Annotated in this window: 20 protein-coding genes and 1 pseudogene; 1 reads left to right on the top strand and 20 read right to left on the bottom strand. The window is 66.5% G+C overall.

Features of this window, described 5'->3' with window-relative positions:
- From R3F42_07860 to R3F42_07895, 8 genes and pseudogenes are all read right to left on the bottom strand, one after another.
- The coding region (locus tag R3F42_07860) for a succinylglutamate desuccinylase/aspartoacylase family protein (GenBank protein MEZ5541944.1) at positions 1-354 on the bottom strand (354 nt) is incomplete at its 3' end.
- Positions 355-469: 115 nt separating this feature from the next.
- Positions 470-1,906, bottom strand: a complete 1,437-nt coding sequence (locus R3F42_07865) for a glutamate-cysteine ligase family protein (protein ID MEZ5541945.1) — start codon at positions 1,904-1,906, stop codon at positions 470-472.
- A 37-nt stretch (positions 1,907-1,943) separates the two neighbouring features.
- Positions 1,944-2,627 (bottom strand): nucleotidyltransferase family protein, encoded by a 684-nt coding sequence (locus R3F42_07870; protein MEZ5541946.1) that lies wholly within the window; start codon positions 2,625-2,627, stop codon positions 1,944-1,946.
- 11 nt (positions 2,628-2,638) lie between these two features.
- Positions 2,639-3,637 (bottom strand): annotated as a pseudogene (gene hemH, locus R3F42_07875) (ferrochelatase).
- Between the two features lie 7 nt (positions 3,638-3,644).
- A complete protein-coding gene (locus tag R3F42_07880; protein MEZ5541947.1) occupies positions 3,645-4,031 on the bottom strand; it encodes a hypothetical protein in 387 nt (128 codons plus the stop codon).
- 92 nt (positions 4,032-4,123) lie between these two features.
- Positions 4,124-4,423 carry a hypothetical protein gene (locus tag R3F42_07885; GenBank protein MEZ5541948.1) on the bottom strand — a complete coding sequence of 100 codons (300 nt, stop codon included), beginning with the start codon at positions 4,421-4,423 and terminating at the stop codon, positions 4,124-4,126.
- A complete protein-coding gene (locus R3F42_07890) occupies positions 4,416-5,027 on the bottom strand; it encodes a DUF2238 domain-containing protein (protein ID MEZ5541949.1) in 612 nt (203 codons plus the stop codon). The genes R3F42_07885 and R3F42_07890 overlap by 8 nt, the downstream gene beginning before the upstream one ends.
- A 71-nt stretch (positions 5,028-5,098) precedes the next feature.
- On the bottom strand, positions 5,099-5,743 hold the full coding sequence (locus tag R3F42_07895) for an alkylmercury lyase family protein (protein MEZ5541950.1): 645 nt from the start codon (positions 5,741-5,743) through the stop codon (positions 5,099-5,101).
- A gap of 364 nt (positions 5,744-6,107) precedes the next feature.
- Between R3F42_07895 and R3F42_07900 the strand changes: the two genes are divergently transcribed.
- Positions 6,108-6,362, top strand: a complete 255-nt coding sequence (locus tag R3F42_07900; GenBank protein MEZ5541951.1) for a hypothetical protein — start codon at positions 6,108-6,110, stop codon at positions 6,360-6,362.
- Positions 6,363-6,485: 123 nt separating this feature from the next.
- Here the strand turns inward: R3F42_07900 and R3F42_07905 are convergent, their stop codons facing one another.
- The 12 genes from R3F42_07905 to R3F42_07960 form a co-directional block, all read right to left on the bottom strand.
- Entirely contained in the window at positions 6,486-7,229 is a 744-nt protein-coding gene (locus R3F42_07905) for a SprT family zinc-dependent metalloprotease (GenBank protein MEZ5541952.1), read from the bottom strand.
- Between the two features lie 5 nt (positions 7,230-7,234).
- Positions 7,235-7,765 carry a hypothetical protein gene (locus tag R3F42_07910; GenBank protein ID MEZ5541953.1) on the bottom strand — a complete coding sequence of 177 codons (531 nt, stop codon included), beginning with the start codon at positions 7,763-7,765 and terminating at the stop codon, positions 7,235-7,237.
- A gap of 164 nt (positions 7,766-7,929) precedes the next feature.
- On the bottom strand, positions 7,930-9,111 hold the full coding sequence (gene nhaA, locus R3F42_07915; GenBank protein ID MEZ5541954.1) for a Na+/H+ antiporter NhaA: 1,182 nt from the start codon (positions 9,109-9,111) through the stop codon (positions 7,930-7,932).
- A 105-nt stretch (positions 9,112-9,216) separates the two neighbouring features.
- Positions 9,217-9,798: a hypothetical protein gene (locus tag R3F42_07920; protein ID MEZ5541955.1), complete on the bottom strand. Its 582-nt coding sequence runs from the start codon at positions 9,796-9,798 to the stop codon at positions 9,217-9,219.
- Positions 9,799-9,848: 50 nt separating this feature from the next.
- Positions 9,849-10,220, bottom strand: a complete 372-nt coding sequence (locus R3F42_07925) for a DUF202 domain-containing protein (GenBank protein MEZ5541956.1) — start codon at positions 10,218-10,220, stop codon at positions 9,849-9,851.
- 156 nt (positions 10,221-10,376) lie between these two features.
- A complete protein-coding gene (locus tag R3F42_07930) occupies positions 10,377-10,781 on the bottom strand; it encodes a hypothetical protein (protein ID MEZ5541957.1) in 405 nt (134 codons plus the stop codon).
- Between the two features lie 597 nt (positions 10,782-11,378).
- Positions 11,379-11,723, bottom strand: coding sequence for a cupin domain-containing protein (locus tag R3F42_07935; protein ID MEZ5541958.1), 345 nt, complete (start codon positions 11,721-11,723; stop codon positions 11,379-11,381).
- A 71-nt stretch (positions 11,724-11,794) separates the two neighbouring features.
- Positions 11,795-12,454 carry a hypothetical protein gene (locus tag R3F42_07940; GenBank protein MEZ5541959.1) on the bottom strand — a complete coding sequence of 220 codons (660 nt, stop codon included), beginning with the start codon at positions 12,452-12,454 and terminating at the stop codon, positions 11,795-11,797.
- A 52-nt stretch (positions 12,455-12,506) separates the two neighbouring features.
- Positions 12,507-12,905 carry a hypothetical protein gene (locus R3F42_07945; GenBank protein MEZ5541960.1) on the bottom strand — a complete coding sequence of 133 codons (399 nt, stop codon included), beginning with the start codon at positions 12,903-12,905 and terminating at the stop codon, positions 12,507-12,509.
- A 42-nt stretch (positions 12,906-12,947) separates the two neighbouring features.
- Entirely contained in the window at positions 12,948-13,586 is a 639-nt protein-coding gene (locus R3F42_07950) for a dihydrofolate reductase family protein (protein ID MEZ5541961.1), read from the bottom strand.
- 100 nt (positions 13,587-13,686) lie between these two features.
- Positions 13,687-14,106, bottom strand: coding sequence for an ester cyclase (locus R3F42_07955; GenBank protein MEZ5541962.1), 420 nt, complete (start codon positions 14,104-14,106; stop codon positions 13,687-13,689).
- A gap of 107 nt (positions 14,107-14,213) precedes the next feature.
- Positions 14,214-14,576 (bottom strand): EthD domain-containing protein, encoded by a 363-nt coding sequence (locus R3F42_07960; protein MEZ5541963.1) that lies wholly within the window; start codon positions 14,574-14,576, stop codon positions 14,214-14,216.
- Positions 14,577-14,608 lie beyond the last annotated feature (32 nt).

A 14,608-nucleotide genomic window follows, 5' to 3' on the forward strand; every position in this document is an offset into this window, starting at 1 on the left:
GACCACCTGCTGCATCATCACCGCCTCCGGCACCTCCGGCGTGAGCGTACCGGGCCAGACACGGTTGTAGTCGGGCTGGCCATCGAGCCGGCGCAGGCCCTGACTGGCGGCCGCGACATTGCCGATGAACAGCGACAGTGCGCGCGGCAGCCCGCCGGCGGCGTATTTCTGCAGCAGCGACTGCACCGCGTAGAAACCGGTGCTCTCGTTGCCGTGCAGCAGGACGCTGACGAACAGCGGTTCGGGATGCCGCCCGGGCAGGTGCAGCAGGGTCGGCGCGCCGAGCAGCGCCTGCAGCCCCTCGACCCGGGCCTCCAGCAGGCCGGCAGGCAGGGCCTGGATTTCGTTCAGCATGTGGTGATTCCGATGTTGCGCGGTGAACGTCAATTGCAGCAGCAATCGGCGCCTGCCGCAACCCTGCCCGGTTTACTCCCCGCCCCCCCGCGCCCGGGATGTCACGGGACAGCCGCTAGACGTCGGGCCATTCATGCACCGCGTTGCCGCTGTCCTGGTGCGCCCGGTAGGCCTGGGTCATGGCCTGCAGGTCGCGCCCGCAGCGCTCGGCACTGGCGCGCTGCCAGGCGGCACCGGTGCGGCCGCTCGCCACGCGCGCCGCGATGATACCCAGGTACCGCTCGATCTCGGCAGCGTCGATCTCGAGCCGCTGCAGGCCGGCGCGCGCCATGGGCAGCAACTCCCCGCTGACCAGCGCCTGCAGCGAGCCGCGGGCACCGTCGAACCACTGCACCTGCGCCTCCAGACCGCGCTGGGCGGCGGCGTAGAAATTGTCGCGCGCGAGCGCGAACGGCAGTCGCTGCTCGGGCGGTGTTGCCGCCGTCAGCAGCGTCTGCATGAGACCGTTGAAGAATGCCGCGTTGGCGATCATGTCGACGATGGTCGGGCCGGCCGGTATCACGCGGTGCTCGATCCGCAGATGCGGCATGCCGTCGTAGTCGAAGCCGATCAGGGGCCGGTTCCAGCGCCAGATGGTACCGTTGTGCAGGCGCACATGCGCCATCTGTTCGAGTCCGTCCCGGTAGTGTATCGGCAGCATGACCGGGTAGTGCTGCGCGTTCTCGCTGAAGCATTCCATGAGCGATTCGCGCGCGTAACCGGATCCGAAGGTCACGCGCCGCAGCGGGCCGTGGCTGGCCCCGGCCAGTCCGCCGACCGCCACCGACTGTTCGAACAGTGGCACGCGGGTTTCCTCCCAGAGCGCGTGGCCGAACAGGAACGGCGAGTTCGCGCACACCGCCACCAGCGGCGCCGCAGCGATGATACTCGCGTTGTAGGCGCGCACCGCGTGCTGCGGACGCACCTTCAGGTGCAGCTGGAACGAGGTGGTCGCGGCCTCCATCATCACGCTGTGATGCACGGCCTTCAGGTGCTCGCGGCCGTTGATGTCGAGGCGCAGCGGTTCGCCCCCGCGCAGGCGCAGCACCTGCTCGTTGAGGGCGCGGTAGCGCTTGAGGTCGGACATGTTCTCCGGGCACAGCTCGCTTTCCTGCACCGTCGGCAGGATGCCGATCATGACCAGGCCGGCGCCGAGTTCCTGCGCGACGCGCCGGCACTGCTGCCAGGTCGCGCCGAGACTGGCCTCGAAACGGCTGAACGCGGCGCCCCACAAATGCTGCGGATGGTCGTTGAGCTCGACGTTGAAGCGCGCCAGTTCGGGCACCACCATGGGATTGCCGAGACGCTTGAGAAAGACCTCGTTGACCGGTGCGGGCCGGCCGCCGGCGTCGACCAGCCAGGCCTCGAGCTCGAAGCCGCCCATGCGGTCGCGCGCGGAGAAGTTGCCCGCGCGGAACCACTCGGCGAGCAGCGCCGTCTCCGCCTGCAGGCGTTCGTCGAATGCCGCGAAATCCGCGGCATCGAACTGGATGACCTCGATCTCCTGACCCATGTGCGGTTAGCGGCGCCGGGCGGAGCCGGCTTGATCGTCACTCATGCGCCGTCGACTGGCGCCGGCCGACCAGCGCGTTGAGGGTCTCGAGCCGCTGCGGGGTCCCGATGTCGTACCACTGGCCGCTGTAGTGTTCGCCCGTGACCAGGCCCGCGTCCATGGCCCGGCGCAGCAGCGGAGCCAGCGGGAAGGCGCCCGGCGTGCAGTCCTCGAACAGCGCCGGCCGGTAGACACCGATGCCGCTGAAGGTCAGCATGGCGCTACCGTGCTGCCCGATGCGACCGTCTGCGAGCGCGAAGTCCCCGGCCGGGTGCTGCGGCGGGTTGTCCACCAGGACCAGGTGCGCGAGCCCGGTTAGCCCGTGCGGCAGGCGCGCGAAATCGAAGTCGGTCCAGACATCGGCGTTGACCACCACGAACGGCGCCGGCCCCAGCAGCGGCAGCGCCTTGAATATCCCGCCGCCGGTTTCCAGCGCCCCACCGGTCTCGGCCGAGTACGTGATGCCGACGCCGTAGCGGCTGCCGTCGCCCAGCGCCGCCAGGATCTGCGCGCCGAGGTGGGCGTGGTTGACCACCAGCTCGACGATACCGGCGCGCGCCAGGGCGCGGATGTGATGCTCGATCAGGGACTGCCCGCCGACACGCAGCAGCGCCTTGGGCGTGGCGTCGGTCAGCGGCCGCATGCGCTCGCCGCGGCCGGCCGCGAGGATCATCGCCTTCATGGCCTGGCTCAGGGCAGCCAGCCCTGCAGGTGCTGTCCGACCAGTTGCGCCAGGAAGTCGATGTGCGCGGGGCGGTCGTTGAGGCAGGGGATGTAACGGTATTCGGCGCCGCCGGCCTCCAGGAAGACGTCGCGGTTTTCCAGCGCGATCTCCTCCAGCGTCTCCAGGCAGTCGGCACTGAAGCCGGGGCACAGCACCTGCACGCGCTTCACGCCCTGCTTGCCCAGCATCTCCAGCGTCTGGTCGGTGTAGGGCTTGAGCCAGTCCTTCGGCCCGAGCCGCGACTGGAAGCTGAACTGCCACTGTCCCGATTCGAGCCCCAGCGCCTGCGCCAGCCGCAGCGCGGTCAGCTCGCACTGGCAGGGGTAGGGATCCCCCTTGTCGGCGTATTCCTGCGGAATGCCGTGGAACGACAGCAGCAGCTTGTCCGGCACGCCGTGCTCGGCCTGGAACTCGCGCACGCTCCCGGCCAGGGCCGCGATGTAGGCGGGGTGCGCATGGTAGTCGCCGATGAAGCGCAGTTCCGGTACCGCGCGCCAGCGCTGCAGTTCCTTGGTCACGGCATCGAAGATCGCCGCCCCCGAGGTCGCCGAGTACTGCGGATAGAGCGGCAGCACCAGCACGCGCCGCACGCCCGCCGCGCGCAGTTCGGCCAGGCCGGCGGGGATCGAGGGATTGCCGTAGCACATGGCGAGCGCGACCCGGACCGGCACGCCCAGGCGCGCGTCCAGCGCCTGTTGCAGCGCCGCATGCTGACGGCGCGAGATCACCAGCAGCGGCGAACCCGCGTCGGTCCAGACCTTCGCGTAGGCGCGCGCAGAGCGCCGCGGCCGGGTGTTGAGGATGATCAGGTTCAGCACCGCCCACCACAGCGGCCGGGGCAGCTCGACCACGCGCGGATCCCACAGGAACTGCTTCAGGTAGCGGCGCACGTCGCGCGGCGCCGGCGAGTCGGGGGTGCCGAGGTTGGCCAGCAGTACGCCGAGCTCGGCCTGGTCCGGGTTCTGCATGCGCGAATCACTCCTGCCTGTTCAGTGCCTGTTCCAGCGTGGCCGCCGTGACCGGCAGCGGCAGCACGGCATGCAGCGGGAACAATGCCGCCAGCCGCTCCACGTACTGCAGTTCGTTGCGCGCCACCAGCACGATGATACGGGCATCCGGTGAATATTTCTGCAGGCTGTACAGGAACACGTCGAGAGTGCTGACGTTCACCCCGGCGTAGTTGTTGCCGGAGCCGTACATGAATTCCGCCACCACCACCGCCGGCGCCGTCGCCTTGAGCGCGCCGATGGCCTTGCGCATGGAACCGAAGCGCAGCTCGCTGTAGCCCAGGCGGGCGTACAGTGCCGACCAGTCGCGGTGCGCGGGCGATTCGATGATCGAGTACAGGACCGGCGCTGCCATGGCGGGGAGTATATCCGACTCCCGCGCACCGGATCCCCGCGCCGGTGCGGCCACCGGCGCCGCCGGCCCGGATGTGCGGACGCGGTCCGCTGCTACAGCGCCGCGCCCGCCGGCCAGATCTGCATGCCGAGCCAGAGGAAACCGCACGCCAGCACGCCGCAGCCGAGCACCGACAGCAGCAGCACCGGCTGCATGCCATGCGCGAGCAGCCGGTTGATGCCGACACCGGCACCGATCGCGGTCAGGAAGAAGCCGAATTCGGCGACGATCAGCAGCGTCAGCACCGGAAAGCGGTAGGCCTCGGCGGGGCCCAGCGCCCCGGCACCGATCAGGCCGAACGCGACCAGCAGCCCCAGGCCCAGGGCCAGCCAGGGAAACGGCAGCTCAGTCATACGCCGCGCCCCGCGCGAAGACACGCAACTGGCGATCGTGGAAGCGGCCCAGCGTCAGCAGGGAGAGCAGCGCGCCGGTCAGCGCCCAGGCCATGTCGGACTGCGTGTCCCAGACGTAGCCCTGGGTCCCGAGGAACGACTCCGCCGCCTCCGCCGACAGCAGCGCGACCCACCACTCGACCAGTTCGTAGAACGCGCTGAATGCCAGGCAGAAGCAGACCACCAGGAAATTCAGCCAGGCGCGGCCGCGCACCACGTCCTTGCGCAGCAGGATCTCGCGTGCGAGCAGCGCCGGCACGAAACCCTGGGCGAAATGGCCGAGCTTGTCGTAATTGTTGCGGCCGAGTTCGAATACCGTGCTGATCCAGTCGAACAGCGGCACCTTCGCGTAGGTGTAATGGCCGCCCGCCATGAGAATGACGCAGTGCCCGAGAATCAGCGCGTAGGCCAGCCCGGTCAGCGGGAAGCGGCGCCGGGTCAGCAGCAGGATACCGACGCCGATCAGCGCGGGGACGACTTCCAGGAACCAGGTGTAGTAATCCGCCGGCCGGATGGCCGACCAGACCAGCACCAGGGTGTAGACGGAAAGCCAGGGTAGCGACATGACGGGACGGACGTGGGGTGACGCCGCAACTGTAAGCCAGCACACCGGCGGCTGACAAGCCGCCGGTGTGCCTATCCCAGCAGGGGACGGAAGAACGCCGCGCCGAACGCCACCGCATCGGGCAGGTCGAAGATGCTGATGTGATCCGGATCCTCCGCGCGCCAGGCCGCGGCCGTCGCACCATCCCGCAGGAACACCATCTCCAGGCACAGGCTTTGCGCCGCGCAGCCGGAGGTGGCCTGCCAGCGAATCCCGAGCCAGGGCGCGGGCGGCTGCGCCGTCAGCACGTCCGCGCCGCGCATGTGGATCGCGATAGCCTGGCCGCTGACGTGGCAGCGCGAGTCGATACGGGTCTCGACCCCGAACATGGGCGCGACCGAGAGCGCATCCAGCGCGCACATGGCATGCACGGTATGCCCCCCGACCTGCACCCGGTGCACGCGCGCCTCGGTTGTGAACGGATAGGCGCCCGTGACCCCGCCGCCCGCCGTGTCCAGCACGACGAGATCGTCCCCGGCCAGGCGCGCGAGCGCGGCATCCACGTCCCCGATGTCGGGCCGGGCCGCGATCTCGGCGCGTGTGGGCGGCAACCCGCGTTCGGCGAACCCGCGCAGGATGTCCCGGTGCAGGGACTGCAGCGCCGGCGCGAGCGCGGTCTGGTGTGCCGCCAGCGGCAGCAGGCTGTTCAGTTGTGCGAGTGCGGTGGTCACGCTCATGGCTACGCCTGCCGGTGGTTGACGGGATGGAAGCGGCAGAATACAGCAGCGTTACACAATATGCTAATTAGCTAATAATTCAATTCATACAGAATGATAGGTGACCGATAAGGGCGTGTCGGCCAAGGCGTCACCGATAGGAGACAGCGGCGCGCAGGCAGATGCCGGCAAATCCCGGCGCAGCGGACCCGGGCTGTCACCTGGCTACGACAGGGGTCTCGCCAGCAACATCGCAACCGGCGCGGTCGCTGTGGAAGTTTTACAGGCATCTCACGCAGTTAACATACTGCGGCGCAGTTGGCCCGGTCCTTGCTTTTACCCGGACGCGCACCCAGCGAGATCACGACCGTCACAGGAGCCAGGCATGAATCGACACGCCATCGCCGCGGCCTGCATCGCCTGGACCAGCTGCGCCGGCAGTGGCCACGCGCTCGGTGCGCTGCGTTTCAGCGATCTGGACGTGAACCGCGACAATGCCCTGACCCGGGCCGAGGCCGGCCTGCTGCCCGAGGTTACCGCGCGCTGGGACCAGTTGGATCGCGACGGTGACGGCCGGCTCAATCGCGGCGAGTACGCCGCCTGCAGTAGGCCCGCGCCGGCCGCGGGCCAGCGGGACTGAGCCGTCGGATTTACCTCCCTACCATTGAACATGGACTCAATGGCGCGTGCTTCCCCTGCACGCATTCCAACACGGAGGTCCTCGGGGTGACGGTCGTTGACAGCCGTCACCCCTTTTTTTTGCTCACCCCCGCTGCGGCAGACGATCGAGCAGCGCCCGCCGCGTGCGCCAGTCGGGCAGGAAGCGGTCCATCAGGGCATGGAAGCGCGCGTTGTGCAGCCGCTCCAGCAGGTGCATCAGCTCGTGCACCACGACATATTCCAGGCATGCGGGCGCGGCCCTGGCCAGTTCCAGGTTCAGCCAGATGCGACGCGCGCGCGGATTGCAGCTGCCCCAGCGCGTCCGCATGCGCTTCACGCCGAATGCCTGCACCTGCACGCCCAGCCGCGCCTGGTGCCGGTCGATCAGGTCCGGCAACGCCGCCTTGAGATAGCCGCGATACCAGTCCTCGAGGACGGCGCGGCGTTCGTCGCGGGTACTGCCCGCGCGCATGTGCAGCACCAGGGCGTCGGCGTCGCATTCGACCCGCTCCGGCCCGTTCGCCTCCGCGACCCCGAGGCGGTAGGGCCGTCCCGCGAACCAGTGGTGTTCTCCGGTCTGGTAGTCGCTGGCGGGCACGTCGTGCGCGAGGGTCAGCCGGGCCCGGTGCCGGCGGATCCACGCCAGCCGCTCGTTCAGGAATGCCTGGATCGCCGCCGGCGCCAGCAGCACGGGCGCCGCCAGCCTGACCCGGCCATGCGGCGGCCGGACACTGAGCCGCAGCGTCCGGATGTCCTTGCGGACCAGCTCGACCTCGATATCGTCCGCCAGCAGCAGGCGGGTGGGCTGTGCCGCGCGGCCACCCCGAGTGCGCTGCGGTGCCGGCACCGCCCTCAGTCCTGCGGCGCCTTCAGCTTGCAGTCCGGAAACAGGCCGGGATCGCTGTCGACACCCTGGCAGCGGCTGCTGGTATAGGTGGTCAGGCTGCGGCTGCTGCTGTCTTCGCGCTCCTGCGCCTCCATCTGCAGCAGCTGCCGGGCGAGGTCGCAGGGTTCCGTATTGGCACACTCGTCCTTGCGCCCGCAGACGCGGCGCACCAGCTTCTCGCAGGGCGAAAAGCCGACGATTTGCTCGACCTGCCAGTGCTCCCCTTCCTCGGCAGCGGGCGCCTGCCGCGCGCCCAGCTCGGTTACGTTGGGGACGACCACACCCTGGCGGATGATGAGGATGGAGCCGTCGTCCATGCGGTGGGTCCCGTCCCAGAGCGGGGCCGAGACGCCGTTGCGGGTGACGGTGGCGCGGTTGGTGCCCGGATCCACGGTCACCGTCCCCCCGCCCGGCATGCCGTAGGTGCCGTCGGCGGCGTGCACGGCGGCGGTTGGCAGGAACGAAAGGAGCGCGAACAGCAGTGTGAGGTATTTCATGGGCGTGTGAACCATGCAGGAATGATCAGACATGACTATAGTCGGCCCGGCGCCGTCCCGGTACCCCGCCGACCGCATGGCGGCACCATCGCATGATCTGCCCGCTCCGCCCATGATCCGGGTCAAGCCGGCGCCGGAATCCCCTGCCGGCATCCAGGCGCCGGTCAGCCCTGCCCGGGCGCCGCGGGCGGGGCATAGCGCAGGATCGCGTAACCGACCAGCGCCGAGATCACCGAGCCGGCCAGGATGCCGAGCCGGTCGTCGACGGCGATGCCCGTGCCGCCCTGCTCGAACGCCAGCGAGCTGATGAACAGGCTCATGGTGAACCCGATGCCGCACAGCGCCGCCACCCCGTACAGCTGCAGCCAGCCGGCGCCCGCCGGCAGCCGGGCGATACCGGCCCTGATGGCCAGCCAGGACAGGCCGAAGACGCCGAGCTGCTTGCCGAGGAAGAGGCCGGCCGTGATGCCGAGCGGCACCGGGTGCAGCAGCGCGTCCAGCGTCAGCATCTCGAACGAGATCCCCGCGTTCGCGAACGCGAACAGCGGCAGGATGCCGTACACCACGGTCGGGTGCAGGTCGTGCTCCAGCTGCTGCAGCTGGGTGTGCTGCGCGCCGGCCTCGCGCGCATTGGGTATGAACAGCGCGGTCAGGACACCGGCCAGGGTCGCATGCACCCCCGACTTGAGTACGGCCGCCCACAGCACCAGGCCGACCAGGAGATAGGGAACCAGCGCGAGCACCCCGCGGCGGTTGAGCAGGAACAGCACGGCCAGCGCCGCCACGGCGACCAGCAGCGAGCTCACCGACAGGTTGTCGGTGTAGAACAGCGCGATGATCACGATGGCGCCGAGGTCGTCGACGATGGCCAGCGTCATCAGGAACAGCTTGAGCGTGCGCGGCACGCGCGAGCCGAGCACCGCGAGCACCCCGAGCGCGAAGGCGATATCGGTGGCCGCCGGGATGGCCCAGCCCTTCATGGCCGCCGCATCGCCCCAGTTCATCGCCGCGTAGATGGCGGCGGGCACGGCCATGCCGCCGACCGCCGCGATCATGGGCAGCACCACGCGGGCGGGCTCGGACAGCTCGCCGTCGAGGATCTCGCGCTTCACTTCCAGGCAGATCAGGAAGAAGAAGATCGCCCGCAGGCCGTCGTTGATCCACAGCAGCAGCGGCTTGGCGATCTCGAAGGCGCCGACGCGGATCTCCACCGGGGTGTTCAGCAGGGCGTCGTAGAGTGAGCTGGCCGGTGAATTCACCACCACCATGGCCAGTATCGCGGCCAGCAGCAGCAGGATGCCGCTGGCGGCCTCGAGCCGGAGAAACTCGGTCAGTGCCTTGAGCATGAGGATGTTCCCGATCCTGTGGGTTGCCGGAGTGCAGGCACCGATGATAGAGGATCCACGCGCGCGAGGCGAACCGCGGGCACGGTGCAGGCCGTGCGCATACTGCTAGCGGCCGCCCGCCATCCGCCGCCAGGCGGTCAGCGCGATCAGCAGCAGGCAGGCCACCCCGATGACGGCCGGATACAGCACCGTCGTCAGCGAGTAGCGTTCCAGCGCCAGGATGACGAGGCCGTTGCGGAGCGCGAACAGCGCGAAGAAGGTGAGCGACTCACTGCCGGGCTGAACGTAGGCCTTGCGCACCGTCGGCCCGAAGCCGAGCACATCGACCAGCGTGAGCACGGCGACGGCCCAGAGCGGATCGGCGGTCAGGTACCACAGCGGCAGGGCCGCGAGCGCCGCGCCGAAGAACAGCCGGTCGGCCACGGTGATCGTGACATCGGCGCGCCTGATCCAGGCCAGCAGCGCGATCTGCAGCGTGACGATGCCCGACACCCCGATCGGCCAGACGCCGATACCCCCGCCGCCCGCCAGTTGCGCGAGAAAGACCAGACACGTGGTGATGCCCCAGATGAGCCACGAGAACACATGCGGCCGGGTCGTGCCCGCGAGGATCGAGCGGATGTAGGGGAAGAACGCGATCAGGGTCAGCGCGATGGCGACGGCACTGAGCGTTCCCCGGACTGACACGGTCGCGCCGCCGTCAGCGCGGCGTCCGGCCGGCCCGCAGCGGGCGGCGCTCAGACAAAACCGCGGACCAGGTAGATGCCCAGCACGATCCCCAGGACCCCGACCAGCAGGTTCACGATCATGCCGACCCTGAGCTGGTACCCCGCCGGGATCTCGGCCGGCCGCAGCGTCTGCAGCACCTTGCGGTGCTGCCAGGAGGAAAACAGCGCGATGACCGCGGCCAGCAGCACGAATGCCACCCCGACGAAAAAGGAGAAGTGGCGCTGGAACTGCCGGATGTCCTCGTGCCCGAGGATGACGAGAAACAGGCCGAAGCGCTCGACCAGGAATCCGAACGCCATCAACGAGACACTGGTCCGGTTCCATGCCAGCAGCGTCCGCTCCGCCGCGAACAGCACCCTGGGATCATTCAGGCTCGACATACCGTGTATTCCTGCGCCCGGCGCGAACCGACCGCACCGCGCCATCAACCTGCCTGTCGGCAGCGACGCCTCGGGATGCCGGCGACCTGCCACCTCGGCACACCCTAACACGGCAGCACCGGATGATACATGCCCGCCCGGCCCCGGCGAGCTGCTTCAAACGCAGCCGCGCAGTCGTGCCGCCAGCCCCGGGGAAAGGAACGTGGTGACCAGCACGGCGGGCCAGAGATTGCAGCCCCGGAAGATGTATGCGCCGAGCAGATCCGCCCACGTCCTGTGCAGCACGAGATACCCGAAGCCGATCTCGAACGCCAGCGTCAGCAACAGCCAGAACAGACCGACCCGCAACCATTGGGCGGCGCTCAACGCGCCGTACCCGGGCGCGGCAAGCCACGCCACGAGGAATATGCCGACCCCGAGCATGACCCCGCTGCCGACCAGGCCGGCGCAAGCGCCGAGGACCGGCACGAGCAGTCGCTCCCTGAGCAGGCCGTTCAGGATGGCCAGCACGAGGATGGCCAGCCACAGCGACGCGGCCCTTGCCCAGACCGATGGCTTCATATCAGGCCCGCCCTCGTATGGGCTGGAGCGTGTTCATTGCCCGAGCTACGGCAGCCGTCACCGTGGCTGGCACCGCCGACAGGGATCTGGCAGCCGATGACCGGCCCTGGATGGCGCGCATGTGCGCAGCGCAGCCGCAGGCCCGGCTGGGCGTGCCGCCGGGTGAGACGTCTGTGAATACTCCACCGGCTAGAGCCGGTGGCTTCAGGTTTCGGCTGAAAGCCGGATCGATCGGCCACCCGGCCGATTGCCCCGACATACAACTCCGCTGGCATTCCACGCTCCCCGTGCACCGCACTTGCCCATACGCCTGTATGAAGGTCCCGTCATTGCGGCGCAGGCCGCAATCCAGATCTCCTCATGGAGCAGTCTCTCTGGCTGCCGGCATACGCCGGCATGACGATTTGCCGCCTGAAGGCGGGGGGGTTACTGATCCCCTATTAGAGACGCTAAACGCAGCGGCTGCAGTGAGGGGCGACGTGCGCACAACCGTGTCCATGGCATGCGCAGCTGGCCGCGGCACACCCGGCGCCCGGATGGGCGCAGCGAACGGCCTGCGCATTGCTCGCCTGATTGCGCCGCATTCCGGGCTTGGGCTTACGCTTGCCTGACGATGTCCACCGAGATCTCCACCGCTGGCACGTCGCCCCTGTTCTCAAGCCAGTGCACGGTGTTCCTGTCCTCGGGCCAACCCACGCCCGGCCCGTAATCCGTAGCGACGCCATTGCGATGATCGGTGATCGTGCCTTGCAGTATGTAAACGACACCCGGCCTGTCAACATGATCGTGCAGCGGGCCGAAGACACCGCCAGGCTCGATGGTGACCAGCCGCATCCGGAGTTGGCGCCCTGCCATGCCCTCGATCTCCGGTCCGAGATCAACCGTTTCAAGCAATTTCACCGTAACACCTTGCGTTTCAGGCACCGGTTGCTCGTTTTGCATAGTGATCACCTCTCCATCGTTCCAGGGCCTGACGTGACCGCAAACCGGCGCGATGCTGGCGGCGCGTCTTGTCAGTGCGCGTCATTGAGCATTCTTACGGAATCTGCCGCTTCCTGAAGCGGCGCCAGGGCGTTGTCGCTGAAGCCCAGCAACGGGCGCCATGGCCCGCCAGTCGGACCGATATTGACAATGGTCGTGCCGCCCTTGCTGGTCAGGTAAGTCGTGCAGCGACGCAGGTTTTCCGACTCCTCCTTGCTGACGTCCGGCCAACGGCTCATTTCCGAATACTCGCCATTCTGCGCGAGACGGAAATAGCGGGCCTCCTGACAATTCTGATTCTCTGCCGGGCATCCCCGCAGCATGAAAATCAGGTCATCGTCGGCCAACAAGCGCGGAGAAATGGCAAACCGGGTCGTGTCTTCCTCCCATCTGCTTGGCGCCGGCATGGAGACGATGCGCTGCAGCGCGCCGGTATCGGTCCAGTACAAATAGATCTCTCCCACCATGTCTTGGACTTTGGGCACGCCGCGGCCCCAGCCGCCCATCCCTGCCAGCCAGGGATAGCGCAGCTGATATCGGGTTACGCCAATCGCCACCCGATCACATTCCGGCCCTGCGCTATCCCCGGTGATGCGGGTATTCAGCTCGCCCGACGGCGCGCATCCCGCCACCTGGAGCGACAGAACAAGCAGCAAGGCCAAATGCCTATTCAAATGCATGGCATCCGCCATAAGCACATGCGCGCCTGCTGACCAGCCGACTCCTGATGGCATTTTGTATGTCTCATTGCCCAGTCCTCCTCACGATGCTTGCGATTTCGGCCGGGATATCCCTCCCGTAACCGTACCTCCAGTCCGGCAGGGGCGCGAGCAAGAGCGCAAGCCAACCCTGCATAGAGGTTACCGTGAATACCGTCAAACGCCTTGATGTATCCGCCGCCATTGAGTCAGGTATCGCAACCACATAGGTATCAACACAGTGCGCCGGGATGATGCCGATGCTCAACACATAAAGCATCGGTTCGAAACACTGAAATCCTTCCGGAGAGTCGTTTTCCCTTGTCACGACAATGGCGACATCCGGACCAGGGGGATCGTAACCCGCATCGTCCCCGGGCGCGATCCGATACGTGGCGCATCCCGCCAAAACCGCAATCATCAAAATTGCAAGCAGCGCTTTCACAAGGAACGATCCCGCCCGTTGCAACCGGTCGTCAGGCCGCGCTTACGCACGCACGTAGCGCAAGTGTGTAGCATCTGGAGTATTGATCACCCTGTCGATTCGGAACTGCGGCAAGGCCTCGTGCAGGTTCTCGAACAACCGCCTGCCACTGCCAAAGACCACTGGAGCCAGGGCCATTTCCAGCTCGTCGACGACGCCCCCGTTCAAATACTGCTGTATCACATCCGCACCGCCCGAGATGCGAATGTCGCGGCCGCCGGCAGACTCCCGCGCCGACTCAAGGGCACGCTCAGCGCCGTCGTTGCAGAAGTAAAACGTCGTCCCACCCGGACGCACCCATGGCACGCGCTGCTCATGGGTGAGCACGTACACAGGCGTGTGAAACGGGGCTTCCTCTGGCCAACTACGCTCGCCTTGCTCGAACATTCGCTTGCCCATGATGCAGGCACCGCTACGTTCCATGGTGGCACGGAGCATATCGTTGACCGGACCGGTCTCTCCGCCCGCGCCAAACCCGAGGTTCTCGCGGAAGTATTGCTGTTTAAGGATCCAGCTCATCAGCGCACCCCATTTGGCACCCCAGTTTTTATACTCGGGCCTATCCCAATTCTCGATGGTCATTCCATCCGGTGCCATGCAGCCGTCAAGACTAAGCCCGATGTTCACGAATACCTTGCTCATGATTCCATTCTCACGAATCCGGATATCAGCCTAAAGTTGAAGCTGTGCGGTACAAATAAAGCGTAGCGTAGTTTGCGCCCGAGCTCACGCGGCGCCGGAGTCACACATTCGGCGGCGGAACCGCTCCCAACTGCATCATGAGTCCCAGCGTGTCCATAATGATGCGGGTATCCTTGATTTTCCCGCCTTGGAAGCGGTCAATCACCATACCCCAGACCGCGACAGGGCGATCCGTGGCAGGCACGCCGAGAAACGCCCCACGATGTGTTCCTGTCCACTCGAACCGTGACAGGACCTTGTCACCTTCGGCAATCTGCTCGTGGACCGTCCAATGCATGTCGGGAAACGCGGCTCTCAGTCCCCGCACCACGTCCTTCAACCCCTCCAGGCCCGGACCCTGGCCAGGAAACGGAACCTGCTCCACCATGTCCTCCCAGAAGAACTGCCCAGCCGCATCGACATTCCCCTGGTTCAGAACTTCTTCTATGAATCGGCGGACCACGTTGCTGTTACTCTGCATGTTATCTGCCTTCTACTGGATCGTTCAGTGATGAGTATTAGCCGTCTAACCTGAAAGCCAGGCGCACCTGCGAAGCAGGCGTCAGCCAAGGTTTATTTGTTGGCTACTTAAAACTCACGCTCTTCAACAATAAATGCTGAGGATTTTGAATGATCTATAAAATTACCCTCGTCTTCCAATAATGCGGCGCCGAATTTCTGTCCTTCAGGAGAGCTCATACCTTCCATAAGCGTCTCTTCTGACTCAAACCACACCTCAGCAACACCATCATATTCAGGCTGCATCCCTCTGGACGTTCTGAGTCCTTCATTCAATGGAGTATCCAATGTGTGTGACTGAACATACTTTTTTGCGCCCATCGCGCCGGCAATGCTCATAAAGAATGGGCCATGCTTATTCATCCAGTAATCTTTGAATTCCGCGCGAGTCATATTTGGATGTCGTGTTATGCACATGATGAATTTAATCACTTTCTACCCCCTCTTCATTCTACTTACTTTGG

The organism is Pseudomonadota bacterium (assembly GCA_041395565.1).
Taxonomy (GTDB): Bacteria; Pseudomonadota; Gammaproteobacteria; order UBA9214; family UBA9214; genus UBA9214.